The following is a 16,771-nucleotide window of genomic DNA, read 5'->3' on the forward strand; positions in this document are numbered from 1 at the left end:
TGTATAATTTTTTATAAAAACGGGCCGAAATAAAATTTCAGCTTATTACTTAAATGGAAGGATCAACAATTATATTTTATTTGCTTGCAGCGCTTACCCTGGTAAGTGGCTTAATGGCTGTAACCAGCCGCCAGTTATTTCGTTCTGCTATTTATTTATTGTTTTCGCTTATAGGTATTGCAGGGCTTTACTTCTGGCTGCAGTATGAATTTATTGCTGCGGTACAAATTGTAGTGTATGTGGGTGGCATTGTGGTGCTGATCATCTTCTCCATTTTTTTAACGCACAAAACCGGCGAAAAATTACCGGAACAAAAATTAGGGAGACAATTGTTTGCTGCGTTAGCTGCATTCTGCGGCCTTGCGTTAATATTATTACAGCTATACAAATATACATTTACCGGAACCAGTGCTGCAGCTGTGGAACCATCTGTAGCTAATATCGGTAACCAGATGCTGGGTACCGATGTGGGTGGTTATGCTTTACCTTTTGAAGTGGTGAGTATGCTATTGTTAGCTGCATTAATTGGCTGTATCGTTATTGCAATAAGAATTAAACCCGAAACCAACTGATGCATCCCGGATTAAATGAAATATTATTTATCAGCACCGCACTTTTCTTTATAGGTGTGTATGGCTTTTTTACCAGGAGAAACCTGATCACTATGCTGATGAGTGTGGAACTTATACTGAATAGCGTAAACCTGAATTTTATTGCATTCAATAAATATTTATGGCCGCATAAATTAGATGGCTTGTTCTTTACCATTTTTGTAATTGCCATTGCTGCTGCTGAAGCTGCTGTTGCCATTGCCATCATCATCAATTTATACAGGAGCCATCATTCTATTGATGTTGAAAATGCTGAAGAATTAAAATATTAACCACCCCTCCGCCCCTTCAAGGGTAACCAGCGGAGATTGAAGCGAAGAATAAAAAATGCCAAATACATTCTACATACTGCTGATCCCCTTACTGCCGCTGGCAGGATTTTTACTGCTGGGATTATTCGGGCGACAATATTTTAAGAATACTTCGGGTATCATAGCCACCGTTTTGTTGCTGACCTCAACCCTACTGGCAATTTACATTGCTTACGGCTACTTTTTTGAATACGGAAAAGTGGATGGCAGTTATCAAAAAATAATTCCATTAACTTATCACTGGCTGGAATTTCTGCCTACCGGACAGGCGGGTTCAAAAACATTATCCATTGATATTGGCGTAATACTCGATCCCATTTCGGCAATGATGCTGGTGGTGGTAACTTTTGTTTCGCTGATGGTGCATATTTATAGCCTGGCTTACATGAAAGGTGACGAACGTTTTGCTACTTACTATGCATTTTTGGGCTTATTTACTTTTTCTATGCTGGGCCTGGTAGTTGCGTCCAATATTTTCCAGATGTATATTTTCTGGGAACTGGTAGGCTTGTCTTCCTTTTTACTGATCGGGTATTATTACGAAAAACCATCTGCTGTTGCTGCCTGCAAAAAAGCATTTATTGTAACACGTTTTGCAGACCTTGGTTTTTTGATCGGTATCTTAATATTGTCTTACTATTCCGGCACATTAGATTTTAAAACTTTAATTGCCACATTAACTTCTCCTGAATCCAATGAGTTAAAGAGTGCATTAAGTGCTTCTTTCCTTGGTGCCTCTGCATTAACCTGGGGATTGATATTGGTATTTATTGGTGGTGCAGGAAAAAGTGCGATGTTCCCTTTACATATATGGTTACCCGATGCTATGGAAGGCCCTACCCCTGTTTCGGCATTGATACATGCTGCTACTATGGTGGTTGCCGGTGTGTTTTTGGTAGCAAGATTATTTCCGGTGTTTGCCATTTCAGATCCGGCTGCGTTAAATATTGTTGCCATAGTTGGTGCTACCTCCGCATTATTTGCAGCAGTAATTGCCTGCACACAAACGGATATTAAAAGAGTGCTGGCCTATTCCACCATGAGCCAGATCGGGTACATGATGTTTGCATTAGGCGTTTCAAAATATGGCGGCGAAGATGGATTGGGGTATACCGCATCAATGTTCCATTTGTTTACACACGCCATGTTTAAAGCATTATTGTTTTTAGGAGCCGGTGCAGTAATACATTATGTGCACAGCAACGAAATGAAAGATATGGGTGGCTTAAGAAAATATTTACCCATTACGCATATCACTTTTTTAATTGCCTGTTTAGCCATTTCGGGTGTGCCTCCGTTTGCAGGTTTCTTTAGTAAAGAAGAAATTTTGTTAGCCGCATCACAACACAGCACGGCTATTTATTATGTTGCATTGATCACTTCCGGACTTACTGCATTTTATATGTTCCGTTTGTATTTTACTATTTTCTGGAACAAAGAAGCACATTTACATGGCGAACACAAAGGAGAAGGTGGTTTTGCAATGATGCTTCCATTGCTATTATTAGCTGTAGGTGCCGCAGGTGCAGGTTTTATTCCTTTCGGTCATTATGTAAGCACTGATGGTAACGCACTGGAACCGGTATTTAATTTATCGTTTTCTATTGCTCCTGTTGCCTTGGGGGTAATCGGAATTTTTATTGCGATGTGGTTATACTTAAAACAGAATGATAAGCCGGATAAAATTGCAGCTGCACTCAATGGTTTATATAAAGCTGCTTATCATAAATTTTACATTGATGAGCTCTATGTATTCATTACTAAAAAAATATTATTCAATTTAATAGGAAGGCCTGCTGCATGGTTTGATAAAAACGTAGTGGATGGCTTAGTGAATGCAACAGGAAATACAACTGCCCTGATAGCTGAAAAAATAAAAGGATTACAATCGGGTAAGGTACAGCAATATGCTATTTACTTTTTAGCAAGCGTAATTGGTTTGGCAGTATTGTTCATTTACCTGTGGAAATAAATAAGAGAGGCCAGGTTTTTGAAACCTCAATTCTCTATCCAACATAAAAATAACACAGGAAAGTCTGGTTTAAAAACCTGATTCTCCTTACTAACCTGAACGATGAACTTATTATTACTTTTATTAGTCCCATTAGTTACTGCACTTGCGGTGTTAGTAATGCAGAATAAACAGCAGATAAGATGGGCTGCATTTATTGGTGCAGGTTTGCAGCTGGCACTATCCATAGGATTGTATGCAGCCTACAGGGCGGCAAGGATGGGCGGACAAACAGCAGCATTTATTTTTGAGAAGAAATACAATTGGTTTCCCGACTGGAATATCAGTTTACATTTTGGTGTGGATGGTATTGCTGTTGCCATGATCTTACTCACTTCTTTTGTGGTTGTAGCCGGCGTGTTGGTATCGTGGAATGTAGAAAAGATGACGAAAGAGTTTTACTTTTTGCTGATCTTATTAAGTTTTGGTGCATATGGATTTTTTATTTCGTTAGATCTTTTCATCCTCTTCTTCTTTTTAGAAATTGCGGTGATACCAAAGTATTTACTGATAGGTGTTTGGGGAAGCGGTAAAAAAGAATATGCGGCTAATAAACTGGCGTTGATGTTAATGGGTGGTTCTGCATTGGTATTGATTGGTTTGCTGGGTATGTATTACGGCGGTGCCGGAAAAACTTTCGACCTGCTGCAATTATCAAATGTTCATATTCCTTCAGCAACACAAAAAATCTGCTTCCCGTTATTGTTTGTTGGCTTTGGTGTGTTCACGGCATTGTTTCCTTTTCATACCTGGGTGCCCGATGGTCACTCCTCTGCGCCCACAGCAGGGTCAATGTTTTTGGCAGGTATCTCCATGAAGCTGGGCGGTTATGGTTGTTTACGTGTGGCTACCTACATTATGCCTGAAGGTGCAAAAGAGTATGCAAACATCATCATCGTTCTTTCTTCCATTGCTATTTTATACGGCGCCTTCGCTACTATGATGCAGAAGGACCTTAAATACATCAATGCCTATTCATCAGTAAGCCATTGCGGATTTGTTTTATTAGGTATTGGTATGCTCACTAAAACTGCTATCGCCGGATCGGTAATGCAGATGGTGAGTCATGGTTTAATGACAGCACTTTTCTTTGCAGTTATAGGCATGATCTACGAACGTACACATACAAGGCAGGTGAACGAAATGGGCGGCTTACTTAAAGTGATGCCTTTTATTTCAACGGTGTTATTTATTGTTGGCCTGTGTTCCTTAGGCTTACCCGGGCTGAGTGGATTTGTAGCCGAGATGACCGTGTTTGTTGGCTCCTGGGAAAATGCAGATGCATTCCATCGCATTGCTACCATTGCTGCCTGTATGAGTATTGTGGTAACAGCAGTATATATTTTACGGGCTGTGGGGCAAACTGCTATGGGGCCGTTAAAAGCCGGTTATGCTAATGTAGCGGATGCTAAATGGAATGAAAAACTGGCGGCTGTTATACTGATCGTGGGTATACTGGCTATTGGTATTGCGCCATTCTGGTTAAATGATCTTATTAAACCCGGGGCAGAAATAATTATGCAAAAGATACAGGCTGTGCGATGAAATGATATTCCGGCATAAAAAAACCGAAATATGATTTCAGTGCACTTAAAAACCGGACTACAATTCCGGTGCACTGTGTACTAAAATAAAAATGGAATGAGTGAATTTATTACGATAATGAAAAGTGAACTGATACTGGCTGGTATCATCTTCCTGTTGCTTTTTATTAAATTGAGTAAAGGTGTAAAAAATGAAACCTTACTGGGTATCATTCAGCTGTTGTTGCTGGTAAATTTTATTGCAGGATTTTTTATGAATTTTGAAGCCGGCATGTTTGATAATATGTACCAGACAAGCCCCATGATAGCTTTTCAAAAGAATATTCTCAACCTCGGTGTTTATTTAATTTCACTATTGTTTGCAGACTGGTTTAATAAGACAGAGCACCTGGCGGAGTTTTTTATATTGCTGTTGTCGGCATTGCTGGGTATGTTCCTCTTATTATCCAGCGGTAATTTTTTAATGTTCTATTTATCCCTGGAACTGGCCACCATACCTGTGGCTGCGCTTGCTAATTTTGATTTACAGAAGAAAATATCTTCCGAGGCAGCTATGAAAATGATATTATCTTCTGCTTTCTCTTCGGGCATTTTATTGTTTGGTATTTCTATTTTATACGGCGTTACCGGAACAATAAGTTTTGCAGAATTGCCAGCATTACTTAATGGCAGCACCATCCAGATATTAGCCCTGGTATTTTTATTCAGTGCCTTTGCTTTCAAACTTTCAATTGTTCCCTTTCATTTATGGACGGCTGATGTATATGAAGGTTCCCCGTTTGCTGTAACTTCTTTTCTTTCTGTAATATCCAAAGGTGCTATTGCATTTGTATTTATCTCTACCTTGTATAGGGTGTTTCAACCCATGCATGCAGTTTGGTATAATATGCTGATGGTGTTATCCATTATCACCATGATCATTGGTAACCTGTTTGCATTGCGGCAACAAAATATCAAACGCTTCCTGGCATTTTCATCTATTGCACAGGTAGGTTTTATTTTAGTGGGCATCAGCAGTAATGCTACCATCGAAGGCACTGCATCTGTGGTATATTTTGTGCTGATCTATGTATTTTCTAACCTTGCAGCGTTTGGCGTGGCGGCAACAATTGCAGCTCATTCCGGCAAAGAAAAAATTGACGATTATAAAGGCTTATATCAAACCAATCCATTTTTAAGCTGGGTACTTGCATTGGCATTATTTTCTTTAGCCGGTATTCCTCCTACCGCAGGATTTTTTGGTAAACTGTTTTTATTAACAGCCGGGGCATCACAGGCCAATTACGCCTTTATTACTATTGCCGCTTTAAACATGATCGTTTCGTTGTATTATTATCTCAGGGTAATAAGATCGGTGTTCATGGATAAGAATGAAAACCCGGTTGCCAAAGCAAGCATAAATCCATATACAAAACTGGGTTTAATTATTTGCGGGGCAGGTATTGTGTTAACGGGTTTACTGAGCTGGGTGTATGATTATATTGTTTCGTTGCTGCAGGTACTTTAATTTTTAATTTACAATTTGTGTAAAATGGCCATCAATAAAAATCACGAGTTTGAAGAGTTAAACGGTGTTAAATGCGGTATCGTTGAAAGAAATGTTGCACCGGCAAGAGTGGAGTTTCTGAAAAGTATATTGGAATATAATGGTTTTACTGTTGTGGTTGTAGCCTCTCCTCCACCTAAGGTGGCGGCAGCGCCTGCGCCTAAGGCAGAAGGAGAAACAATTGCCCCCGCGCCTGTTGCTGCGCCACCTGCACCTGAAACATTTACGGTGGGTGTTACTGATTATACATTTAATCCTGTTAATGCCATTTTTGGAAGATCATTAAAAACCAAAGATGGCCACGTAGTTACGCTGGCTTACTGGCATCAGAAAGAAGCTGTATCGCATGATGAGATACCATATTACGAAGATAGCAACAGTTAAATTAATTATATTTGAACAGCAAAACGCTGTTCAAAATATACCCGGATGAAAAAAAATCTTTCTGTAATAATTTTTTTCCTTTTCACTTTTTCATTTGTACGGGCACAGGATTATCCTGATTTTGGAATACCTTCCAAAGAAGACCTGGAACTTAAAGATTGCCCTTTTGATAAAGGCGCAGCATCAGTTGTTTTAATTCATGAAGCATTTTCTTATTCAGAAGATGGCATGCAACTGATCACCACACATCACCTGCGGATAAAGATCTTAAAACAAGCCGGGGTTAAGGCCGCCAATATCGCTATACCATTTTACCGGGAAGATTATTTTGAAAGAATCATTAACCTGGAAGCAATGACGATTAATACTGCCGCCGACGGAACGCTAACCAGGCAAAAGGTTGAAAAAAGAGCTGTTTACACAACAAAAGTAAACGACGAAATCGGAGAGATCAGCTTTGCATTTCCTTCGGTAAAGGAAGGTAGTATTATTGAATACCAATATGAAAGTATCATGAAAGATTACAGAGGGCTCAGCGATTGGTATTTCCAGGATGAAATGCCTGTAATGATCAGCAGGTATCACCTGAGAATGTTGAACGATAAGCAGTTTTCCTACAGGCTTAAAAAAAAGCCCGAGCTGGAAACGACCGTATTGGAGGAACCCGGAAAGGTATTTTTTGAAATGATGAATGTACCCGCCTTAAAAGATGAACCGTTTATGGATGCAAGGATTGACAACATACAACGGGTGAGTTTTCAAATCAATAATTTTTATTCCCGCTGGGGATCAACCAGCTATTCAGCCCCGCTTTTATCCTGGAACAGGCTATACGAGTACCTGTTGAATAAACAGAGTTTCTGGGGGCAATTAAAAGATACTATTTCGGGTACCAACGATTTTATTGCCCAAACCAGGTTGCTTTCTTCGCCTGAAGAAAGAATGACTACGGTATACAATTACGTGCGGAAGCATATGCGCTGGAACGATTTCAACAGCAGAACATCAGTAACAGGCGTAAATATGGCCTGGCAAAAACATGAAGGAACAAGTGGTGATATTAACCTCATTCTTATCAATCTTTTAAAACGAGTTGACGTTAATGCTTACCCGATACTGGTGAGTGAAAGGTCTCATGGAAAAGTTGATACGGCCTATCCTTACCTGGATCAGTTTAATTCGGTTTTTGCAATTGTGCTTATTGCAAAAAAGAAATATTTCTTAAATGCTGCAGACAAGTATACCCCGGCCTATATTACGCCGGTAAGTATTTTGAATACCCTGGCATTTATGGAAGCAGATAATGCCGGCGGATTAATAAATGTTACCAACGATTCTATACAATATAATGAAGGCATTTACCTGGATATGAAAATTGCTGATGATGGTTTATTGAAAGGTAAAGCACTAATAAAGAGTAAGGGCTATGCAAGAATTGAAAAAAAACGGGAGTATGAAAAAGACAAAGAAGATTTTAAAACTCCGCTGCTTCAATACAAAGGCATTCCTGTTACCCTCGATAATTTTGAAGTAAAAAATCTTGACAATGATTCTTTGAGTATGGATCAGACATTTGATTTTTCTGCCTCTTTACCGGAAACGGGCAATTACAGGTTTGTTCCCTTGAATCTTTTTTCAACATTCAATAAAAATCCGTTTGTAAGCGATACCCGGTTTTCAAATATTAATTTAGGCTATAAAAAAACTATTATTCTGAATGCCTCTATCGAACTGCCTCATGATTATTATCCGGATGAAATGACCGCGTTGAGCAATATGGTAACGCCGGAAAAAGATATTATTTTTTCGAGACAGGTTACATTCAATAAAGAAAATAATACTGTTTATACCAATATCAGGATAGAGTTTAATAAAAGCTATTACGAGGCTGATTTGTATCCTGCATTAAAAGAAGCTTATAAAATGGTATTCAATTTTTTAAATGAGCAATTGGTGCTCAGGAAAAAGTAATCCTATAGAAATTATTGCAGTAAATAATTCTGCAACAGAAATACGGTGATCCCCACTGCAAAAGCAATTAAAGCCAGCCAGCTTATTTTTTTCAGGTACCACATAAAATTGATCTGTTCAATACCCATTACAGCAACACCTGCTGCAGAGCCGATAATGATAGCGCTGCCACCACTACCGGTAGTAAACGCTAAAAAATGCCAAAAATAATGATCTGCAGGATAGGCAGAAAGATCGTACATACCTTGCGAAGCGGCCACTAAAGGCACATTATCCACAACGGAAGAGAGCAGGCCCAGCAACGTGCCGATAATATAATCGTTTTTAAAAGTGGTATTTAATGCAGTTGCCAGGGAACTGAGTATGCCCGTTGATTGCAGTGCAGCAACAGCTAATAAAATACCAAGAAAAAATAAAATACTTGGAGAATCAATTTTTTGCAACGCATTACTCACCGTAAATTTTTGGGTATCAGTGGTTTTATTTTTGTGAATAAATGTAGTGATCACCCACATTAAACCCAGGGCCAGCAACATACCCATGAAGGGAGGTAAATGAGTGATCGTTTTAAACAAAGGCACAAAAAGCAGGAAACCTATACCGGAGATCAATATTATTTTACCTTCTCTTTTTTCGATAACGGAACTTTCTGGAAGGACAGGATATTCCATCTTTTTTCCCTTTAATTTTTTTGCTACAATGAGTACCGGAATTATGCCGGCCAGCACACAGGGCAATATCAATACACTGATGATCTTTACCGCGGTAATTTGTCCGCCGATCCATAACATGGTGGTGGTTACATCACCTAATGGCGACCAGGCTCCGCCTAAGTTTGAAGTGATGATGATAATGCCTGCAAACCAAAGCCTGTCTTCTTTATCATTTAATAATTTGGCGCAAAGCGACACCATTACAATGGCCGTGGTTAAATTATCTAATAATGAAGAAAGGAAAAAAGTGATGGCAGCAATGATGAATAATAATTTGCTTTTGCTTTTTGCATTGATCTTCCTGGTGATGATGTCAAAACCGTTATGAGAATCGATAAGTTCTACGATCGTCATGGCGCCTAAAAGAAAAAACAATATAGAAGCGATCTCGCCAAAACCATGTGTTAATCCTTCAGCCGCAGCGTGTACATCATTACTCTGTACAATATAAACCGTCCAGCAAAGTACGCCGGTGATCAAAGCAGACGCCGCTTTATTTACTTTTAAAACATGTTCAAAAGCAATGGCAATATACCCGGTAATAAAAATGGCAATAATTAAAGCAGTAGTCATATGTAAACAACTAAGTTATGACTTAAATTTTACTCTGTACAACAGGGAGATACCGGCAAAAAAATAGGGGGTGCTGCTGGCACCCCCTCCGCTGTTTAAAACCAACAATGAAAACCGCCCTTTATAAGAAGACTCTTTATTTAAAATTGTATTCTCTCCCTCCTTTTGTTACTGTACTATCCAGGTAATTTTTCATGCCTGCCAGTTCTTTCTTTGTTTGCAATTGCAGCATATGCAAAGAATCATTTTTCAGTATCAGCAACTCTTTCGTTTTAATCAAGCTCTTATTAAACTGTACGGTGAACAAAAGTGAAATGCCCAGGAAAAGTACAGTTACCAGAAAGCCTGCATAGATTAAGAACCTTCTCATAATCTAATTTCTATAAAGGTAAAATGCCGGTATTAAAACCCCATTAAAACGGCGTTAAAATCTGTTAATTGGCCGATGCTATATTTGGAAGTGAAACAGTAAAAACAGTGCCTTTTTGAGCGCCGGACTCAACATGAATAGTGCCTTTATGCAATGAAAGTATCCCTTTAGTTAACGTAAGCCCAAGCCCAAAGCCGGGTTTACCCTGTGCCGAATCGGTACGAAAGAAAGGCTGAAAGATATTTTGCAGGTCTGCTGCAGCAATAATATCACCATGATTGATCACCTGTATCACTATTTCATTGGCATTAAAAGCCGCAAACACCTCTGTAGTATTATCCCTGGCGTATTTGCATCCGTTCTCAATAAGATTTTTGAGTGCGCTGTATAAAAGGTTAGTATTACCAAAAACTGTAAGTAATTTTTCTTCGTCTGAATACACCGGAAAATTAAGTACTGCCCTGTATTCTTTATTTTGTTTCTGAATATCTGAAACTACTTTAAATAAAATTTCATCTACACGAACTTCTGCCAGGTCAATAGAGCCGTGTGATCCTGCTTTGGCAATATCCAGTAAGGTTTGCGTAAGCAATTGCAACTCCCTGATATCATCATACACGCTGGCTATTACTTCCTGGTATTCTTCCAGTGTCCTGCTTTTTTGCATCGCCACTTCAAGCTGGCTCGACACTGAAGTTAGCGGCGTTGACAATTCGTGAGACGCATTGGAAATAAACCTTCGCTGAATGGCAAAAGAATCCTGTAAACGATCCAGCAGGTTATTAAAGGTTTCGGCCAGCGTGGTAAGCTCATCTTTTTCTTTATCTAACTTAATACGCTGCGAAAGATTTTTAGATGTGATAAGATTTACCTCTCCTGTAATTCTTTTTATAGGAGCTATCAGCCTTTTTGCAAAAACAATACCGGCAAGAAATGATAGTACCACGGCAAGTAAAAGTGCGATCAGTAATATTCTTTTTAATTCAAAAAGATATTCTTTTCCATCCCTGTCGTATGCGGCAAATGCTACGATGAAGTTACTGTTGTTGTCGGTGTGGTGTACGGCTACCGCTTTTTTATTTTTATAGTCAAAAAAATACTGCCCGTTAATTTTCGTTCTTTCTAAAACCTGTTTATTAAGAAATATGGAATCGCCTGTACTATCTGCATACATATACGCATAGGCATCATTGTATGCGGTGATCGAAACACTTTTATCATAAAAAGCACTTACCCCTGTAGCGTCTAACCTGCGTAATACCGAAAATGCCGAATCACTTTTATCTGCAAAAATGCCTGCGGTGTATAATGCCCTCTTTTTAAGGCGGCTGTCAAAGAGATCCTGCCTTTCCTGCACGGTAAAAAAATACACTGCAATACTTACCAACGCCAAAATAAGTGTAACCAGTACGGAAAATAAAAAAGCTATCTTGTATCTTATACTCATGCAGTTTATTTCTCTTTCATAATGTAGCCCATACCAACCTGAGTGTGAATGAGTTTAGGCTCAAAATCTTTATCAATTTTTTTTCTTAAAAAATTTACATACACATCTATCACATTGGTACGGGTATCAAAATCAAGGTCCCATACTTTTTCTGCAATGTCAACTCTTGATACCAGCCTGTTCCTGTTACGCATAAAATATTCCAGCAACTGGAATTCTTTTGCGGTAAGATTTATATGAATACCATCACGGGTTACTTCTTTGCTATCTACATTCAATTCAAGGTCGGCTACTTTTAATACGTTGCCGGCAGGCAATTGCTGGTTCATGGTGCGTTTTAATAAGGCCCTGATACGCACCAGCAATTCTTTAAATTCAAAAGGTTTTACAAGATAGTCATCAGCACCGGCATCAAAACCTTCAATTTTATCATCGGTGGTGCTTAATGCTGTAAGCATCATTATGGGAATGTGCTGGTTGCGGCTGCGGATCATTTTTGCCAGGTCGTATCCATTGATGCCCGGCAGGTTGATATCAGTAATTACAAGATTGAAACTACTGGCTTCAAAAAGCCGTAAACCTATATTGCCATCATAAGCTTTTTCCACATGGTAATCCAATTCACTTAATCCTTTGGAAAGTGTATCCGCAATCTTCTTTTCATCCTCAATCAGTAATATCTTTATGTCTTCCATTACATAAAGTTATTTTATTCCCTGCTTACAGCAGGATTAAAAAGAGATTAAAAAGCGCTATAAAGCTATTTAGACCATACTACAGCGGCTTTTTGCAGTTGCATGGCATTACTGCCGATCATTATTTGAAAATCTCCTGGTTCCCAATCGTATTGGAGATCATTATTGTAAAATTTAAGGTCGCTGGTAGTTATTATAAATTTCACTTCCTTAGCGGCTCCTTTTTGCAAAAATATTTTTTGAAAGCCTTTTAATTCTTTTACCGGCCTTACCACAGAGCCAAACATATCCCTGATGTATAATTGCACTACTTCTTCCCCATCATAATTTCCGGTATTGGTTACAATAACGGATGCTTCCAGTTTATCAGTTGCAGTAAGTTTTGTTTTACTCAGTTTTATTGTACTGTAATCAAATTTTGTAAAACTCAATCCGTAACCAAAAGCAAATTTTGGACTGTTAACCAAATCTGTATAGGCAGAAACATAATTTACATCGCTGTCATTTTTTGCAGGCCGCCCTGTGTTATAATGATTGTAATAAACAGGCACCTGCCCTTCTGTTCTTGGAAAACTGATGGGCAATCTTCCTGAAGGATTATACTCACCAAACAAAACATCAGCAATAGCATTGCCGGCCTGTGTACCCAGCCACCATGTGTATACAATTGCAGGCACATGATCAGCAGTCCAGTTAAATACCAATGGCCTGCCTGCACTTATTAAAACAACAACCGGTTTGCCGGTTGCCATAATAGCTTTGATGAGGTCTTCCTGTACACCGGGCAAATGTAAATTGCTCCTGCTCTTTGCTTCGCCTGTCATATCAGGTGCTTCACCAACACTTAGTACTACTACATCGGCTTGTTTTGCAATGGCGATGGCGTCCTCAAATCCGTCTTTGTTGTTATCATTGATATTACAACCCTTTGCATAAAGCAGGTTTGATGTATTACCTAATTTATTTTGCATGCCATTCCAGAGGGTAACAATTCTTGCCGTATCATCGGGCCAGCTGTAACTCCAAAAGCCCAGGTTATCTCTTACCGCTTTTACCAAAGGGCCTATCAACGCAATCTTTTTTGTTTGTTTTGATAAGGGTAATACCTGGTTGTCGTTTTTTAAGAGCACAATACTTTTTGTTGCTATTTCCCTGGAGAAATTAATATTATCGGCATTATTCCATTGTTGCTTTTCTCTTTCTTCGTTGCAGAATTTATAGGGATCATTAAACAACCCCATTTCAAATTTCTTTTTTAAAATTCTTTTTACGGCTTCGTCAATCACAGCTGTTTTTACTTTACCTTCTTTAACAAGTGTAGCTAAATTTTTGATATAGCTCCTGCTTTCCATATCCATATCGCTGCCTGCATTGGCGGCAAGCATGGCGGCTTCGTAATTATTTTTTGCATAGCCATGGTTAATCATTTCTCCCACGCTTCCCCAGTCACTTACTACAAAACCTTTAAAATTCCACTGGCCTTTTAAAATATCTCTTTGCAATAATTTATTGGCTGTTGCAGGAATACCATTAAGGTCATTGAAAGAATTCATGAACGTTGCAGCACCTGCATCGGCGGCGGCTTTAAACGGGGGCAGGTACACTTCATAAAGTTGTCTCATACTCATGTCAACTGAATTATAATCCCTTCCTCCAACGGCAGCGCCATACGCTGCAAAGTGTTTGGCACAAGCCATTACGGCATCCGTGTTCCCTAATCCTTTTCCCTGGAAACCTTTTACTCTTGCTGTGGCAATTAAACTCCCCAGGTAAGTATCTTCACCTGCGCCTTCCATTACCCTGCCCCAGCGTGAGTCACGGGCTATATCCACCATCGGCGCAAAGGTCCAGTGCACGCCGGCTGCAGATGCTTCTGTTGCCGCTATTCTTGCACTTTTTTCTATGGCCTGCAAATCCCAGCTTGCTGCTTCGGCTAATGGTAAGGGAAAGGTGGTGCGGTAGCCGTGAATAATATCCTGGCCGAATAATAAAGGGATTTTTAATCTCGATTGCAGGGCAATTTCCTGTAAGGTCCTGGTATGATCAACACCGGTTACATTCAGCATGGAACCAATTTTCCCTTCCCTTATCTGCGTTTGTTTATCGCCATCCTTAGTGATAGGCCCTGTTGCCTGCCAATCGCCATTGTATTGGTTCATCTGGCCGATCTTTTCATCCAGCGTCATCAGCTTTAAAACAGAATCCACTTTCTGATCGATCGTTTTTTTCTGTGCTGTACAAAAAACAACCTGTGCCATTGCAAAAAACAGCAGGCACAGGTTTTTAGAAAAATATCTTTTCATGATTATTATTTATTCCAGTTAATAGCTGCCGTTTTTACATCACGGGAATTGCCACCGATCATAATGTCAAATGCACCCGGTTCCCAATCATACTTTAAATCAGCATTGTAAAATTTCAGGTCTTCGGGAGTAATATTGAAACTAACAGTTTTTGTTTCCCCTGCCTTCAATTCAATTTTCTGAAACCCTTTTAATTCTTTTACCGGCCTGGTAATGCTGCCCACAACATCACGGATATATAATTGCACCGTTTCTTTACCATCATACTTCCCGTTATTGGTAACAGTAACACTTGCCGTTAACGTTTGATTACCTTTTAATGAACTGCTGCTCAATTTTACATCGCTGTAATTAAAACTGCTATAACTTAAACCGTAGCCAAAAGGATAAACTGGGTCATTGCTTACATCTAAATAATTACTCCTGAATTTCTGAAACCATTGTCCTTCCAATGGGCGGCCGGTGTTTTTATGATTGTAATACAAAGGAACCTGCCCTACATTCTGCGGAAAAGTAGTACTTAATTTTCCTGAAGGATTTACATCACCAAACAATACATCAGCAATAGCATAACCTGCTTCGCTGCCACCAAACCACACATTTAAGATGGCAGGCACATTTTCATTTTCCCATTTTAATGCCAGTGGCCTTCCGGTAAATAAAACCAGTACTACCGGTTTACCTGTTTTTAATAATGCTTTTAAAAGATCTTTTTGTGCTTCGGGAATTTCAATATTGCTGCGGCTGCTGCATTCGCCACTCATTTCTGCAGATTCACCTAATGCTGCCACAATCACATCAGATTGATTGGCGATGTTTACTGCTTCCTGTATAATATCTGCAGCAGCACGATTATCTCTTCCCAATGATTTGCCAAACATGCCTGCACGTTCTTCAAATGCGGCATCATAATCAAGGTTAGAACCTTTGGCGTATACAATCCTGGCTTTATCCCCTACCACTTCTTTCAAACCGGTTAATACCGAAGTAGCTTTTGAAAAATTTGCGGCTACGCTCCAGGTGCCCGGCATATTTTCTTTATTATCTGCCAACGGGCCAATTAAAGCAATGGTTCCGGTTTTCTTTAATGGTAAAATATTATTGGCATTTTTAAGCAATACAAAACTTTGTGCTGCAATGGCTCTTGCTTCCTTGCGGCTGGCGGCGGTAAAGATCTCTGTCTTTGCCCTTTGTGCATCGCAGTAGCGGTAAGGGTCTTCAAACAATCCTAATTTATATTTGGCTTCTAAAATTCTTCTGCAGGCTGCATCAATTTGCGCTAAAGTAACTTTCCCTTCTTTTAACGATTTTTGTGTGGTATTTAATAAAGCTTCAGAAACCATATCCATATCAATGCCTGCCATTAATGACCTGGCTGCAACAGTTTGTGTATCGCCAATGCCATGCAACACCATTTCGGTAATGCCGGTATAATCTGTTACCACAAAACCTTTAAAGCCCCATTGTTTTCTTAACACATCAGTCATTAGAAATTTGCTGGCGGTTGCAGGCACACCATCCACTTCATTAAATGAAGCCATGATACTTCCGGCACCTGCATCTACTGCAGCTTTATACGGAGGCAAATATTCGTTGTACATTCTCAGTTTGCTCATATCAGTTGTATTGTAATCCCTGCCGGCTTCTGCTGCACCATACATGGCATAGTGCTTTACACAACTCATAATGGTATTATTTTTCGACAGGTCGTTACCCTGGTACCCTTTTACCATGGCCTTGGCAATTTGTCCGCCGAGATAGGCATCTTCACCATTACCCTCTGCAATGCGCCCCCAGCGTGGGTCACGGGCAATATCCACCATAGGAGAAAATGTCCAGTTGATGCCATCTGCACTGGCTTCCTGTGCAGCAATTTGTGCGCTACGTTCAATGGCTTTCATATCCCAGGTGCAAGATAGACCTAACGGTATGGGAAACACGGTTTCATAACCATGTATCACATCCATACCAAAGATCATCGGGATTTTTAAGCGGCTTTCTTCCACTGCCACTTTTTGTACCGCCCGGATCTTTTCCACTGATTTGATATTGAACAGACCGCCTACTTTTCCTTCTTTAATTTTTTTACCAATATCAGAATTACCGGCCTGCCCCGTAACAATATCTCCCGAGCCGGGTAAATTTAATTGTCCGATCTTTTCTTCTAATGTCATTTTCTTCATTAAGGCGTCAATGAAGGTTTTCATTTTTGCATCATTGGATGTTTGTGCGCCTGCACTCATTGCTATCACTACCAATAATCCTGTAAGTAACTGTTTCATGTGAGAATCG

Annotated in this window: 13 protein-coding genes; 7 read left to right on the forward strand and 6 right to left on the reverse strand. The window is 39.5% G+C overall.

All coding sequences use genetic code 11. From position 1 onward, the window contains the following. Nucleotides 1–53: 53 nt before the first annotated feature. The 7 genes from ACYVM0_RS03790 to ACYVM0_RS03820 all read left to right on the forward strand — a co-directional run bounded on the left by ACYVM0_RS03790 (nucleotide 54) and on the right by ACYVM0_RS03820 (nucleotide 8,378). A complete protein-coding gene (locus ACYVM0_RS03790) occupies nucleotides 54–572 on the forward strand; it encodes an NADH-quinone oxidoreductase subunit J family protein (protein ID WP_460552697.1) in 519 nt (172 codons plus the stop codon). Next, nucleotides 572–883 (forward strand): NADH-quinone oxidoreductase subunit NuoK, encoded by a 312-nt coding sequence (nuoK, locus tag ACYVM0_RS03795; RefSeq protein WP_430988733.1) that lies wholly within the window; start codon nucleotides 572–574, stop codon nucleotides 881–883. Before ACYVM0_RS03790 ends, nuoK begins: the two co-directional genes overlap by 1 nt. A 55-nt stretch (nucleotides 884–938) precedes the next feature. After that, nucleotides 939–2,894 carry an NADH-quinone oxidoreductase subunit 5 family protein gene (gene nuoL / locus ACYVM0_RS03800; protein ID WP_460552700.1) on the forward strand — a complete coding sequence of 652 codons (1,956 nt, stop codon included), beginning with the start codon at nucleotides 939–941 and terminating at the stop codon, nucleotides 2,892–2,894. A gap of 102 nt (nucleotides 2,895–2,996) precedes the next feature. Further along, on the forward strand, nucleotides 2,997–4,478 hold the full coding sequence (locus ACYVM0_RS03805; protein ID WP_460552703.1) for a complex I subunit 4 family protein: 1,482 nt from the start codon (nucleotides 2,997–2,999) through the stop codon (nucleotides 4,476–4,478). A gap of 96 nt (nucleotides 4,479–4,574) precedes the next feature. Beyond that, complete coding sequence (locus tag ACYVM0_RS03810) at nucleotides 4,575–5,984, forward strand: NADH-quinone oxidoreductase subunit N (RefSeq protein ID WP_460552706.1); 1,410 nt, start codon at nucleotides 4,575–4,577, stop codon at nucleotides 5,982–5,984. Between the two features lie 24 nt (nucleotides 5,985–6,008). Next, the gene (locus ACYVM0_RS03815) at nucleotides 6,009–6,407 is read left to right on the forward strand and encodes a hypothetical protein (RefSeq protein WP_460552709.1); all 399 of its coding nucleotides are present in this window, start codon (nucleotides 6,009–6,011) and stop codon (nucleotides 6,405–6,407) included. A gap of 45 nt (nucleotides 6,408–6,452) precedes the next feature. Then, a complete protein-coding gene (locus tag ACYVM0_RS03820) occupies nucleotides 6,453–8,378 on the forward strand; it encodes a DUF3857 domain-containing protein (RefSeq protein ID WP_460552712.1) in 1,926 nt (641 codons plus the stop codon). Nucleotides 8,379–8,389: 11 nt separating this feature from the next. Here ACYVM0_RS03820 and nhaD read toward each other — a convergent pair whose 3' ends face one another. The 6 genes from nhaD to bglX form a co-directional block, all read right to left on the reverse strand. Continuing rightward, on the reverse strand, nucleotides 8,390–9,664 hold the full coding sequence (nhaD, locus tag ACYVM0_RS03825) for a sodium:proton antiporter NhaD (protein WP_460552715.1): 1,275 nt from the start codon (nucleotides 9,662–9,664) through the stop codon (nucleotides 8,390–8,392). A gap of 136 nt (nucleotides 9,665–9,800) precedes the next feature. Then, nucleotides 9,801–10,034 carry a hypothetical protein gene (locus tag ACYVM0_RS03830; RefSeq protein ID WP_460552718.1) on the reverse strand — a complete coding sequence of 78 codons (234 nt, stop codon included), beginning with the start codon at nucleotides 10,032–10,034 and terminating at the stop codon, nucleotides 9,801–9,803. Between the two features lie 64 nt (nucleotides 10,035–10,098). Continuing rightward, complete coding sequence (locus ACYVM0_RS03835; protein WP_460552721.1) at nucleotides 10,099–11,481, reverse strand: HAMP domain-containing sensor histidine kinase; 1,383 nt, start codon at nucleotides 11,479–11,481, stop codon at nucleotides 10,099–10,101. A 5-nt stretch (nucleotides 11,482–11,486) separates the two neighbouring features. Further along, nucleotides 11,487–12,176, reverse strand: coding sequence for a response regulator transcription factor (locus ACYVM0_RS03840; protein ID WP_460552724.1), 690 nt, complete (start codon nucleotides 12,174–12,176; stop codon nucleotides 11,487–11,489). Nucleotides 12,177–12,241: 65 nt separating this feature from the next. Next, complete coding sequence (locus ACYVM0_RS03845) at nucleotides 12,242–14,479, reverse strand: glycoside hydrolase family 3 N-terminal domain-containing protein (RefSeq protein WP_460552727.1); 2,238 nt, start codon at nucleotides 14,477–14,479, stop codon at nucleotides 12,242–12,244. Nucleotides 14,480–14,484: 5 nt separating this feature from the next. Next, nucleotides 14,485–16,761, reverse strand: a complete 2,277-nt coding sequence (gene bglX, locus ACYVM0_RS03850) for a glycoside hydrolase family 3 protein (protein WP_460552730.1) — start codon at nucleotides 16,759–16,761, stop codon at nucleotides 14,485–14,487. Between the last annotated feature and the right edge of the window lie 10 nt (nucleotides 16,762–16,771).

This window comes from Ferruginibacter profundus (assembly GCF_054783275.1).

Excerpts from the sequence above, each read along its gene's own strand:
- ACYVM0_RS03790 (WP_460552697.1), top strand. The coding sequence starts at position 54 with ATGGAAGGATCAACAATTATATTTTATTTGCTTGCAGCGCTTACCCTG.
- nuoK (WP_430988733.1), top strand. The coding sequence starts at position 572 with ATGCATCCCGGATTAAATGAAATATTATTTATCAGCACCGCACTTTTC.
- nuoL (WP_460552700.1), top strand. The coding sequence starts at position 939 with ATGCCAAATACATTCTACATACTGCTGATCCCCTTACTGCCGCTGGCA.
- ACYVM0_RS03805 (WP_460552703.1), top strand. The coding sequence starts at position 2,997 with ATGAACTTATTATTACTTTTATTAGTCCCATTAGTTACTGCACTTGCG.
- ACYVM0_RS03810 (WP_460552706.1), top strand. The coding sequence starts at position 4,575 with ATGAGTGAATTTATTACGATAATGAAAAGTGAACTGATACTGGCTGGT.
- ACYVM0_RS03815 (WP_460552709.1), top strand. The coding sequence starts at position 6,009 with ATGGCCATCAATAAAAATCACGAGTTTGAAGAGTTAAACGGTGTTAAA.
- ACYVM0_RS03820 (WP_460552712.1), top strand. The coding sequence starts at position 6,453 with ATGAAAAAAAATCTTTCTGTAATAATTTTTTTCCTTTTCACTTTTTCA.
- nhaD (WP_460552715.1), bottom strand. The coding sequence starts at position 9,664 with ATGACTACTGCTTTAATTATTGCCATTTTTATTACCGGGTATATTGCC.
- ACYVM0_RS03830 (WP_460552718.1), bottom strand. The coding sequence starts at position 10,034 with ATGAGAAGGTTCTTAATCTATGCAGGCTTTCTGGTAACTGTACTTTTC.
- ACYVM0_RS03835 (WP_460552721.1), bottom strand. The coding sequence starts at position 11,481 with ATGAGTATAAGATACAAGATAGCTTTTTTATTTTCCGTACTGGTTACA.
- ACYVM0_RS03840 (WP_460552724.1), bottom strand. The coding sequence starts at position 12,176 with ATGGAAGACATAAAGATATTACTGATTGAGGATGAAAAGAAGATTGCG.
- ACYVM0_RS03845 (WP_460552727.1), bottom strand. The coding sequence starts at position 14,479 with ATGAAAAGATATTTTTCTAAAAACCTGTGCCTGCTGTTTTTTGCAATG.
- bglX (WP_460552730.1), bottom strand. The coding sequence starts at position 16,761 with ATGAAACAGTTACTTACAGGATTATTGGTAGTGATAGCAATGAGTGCA.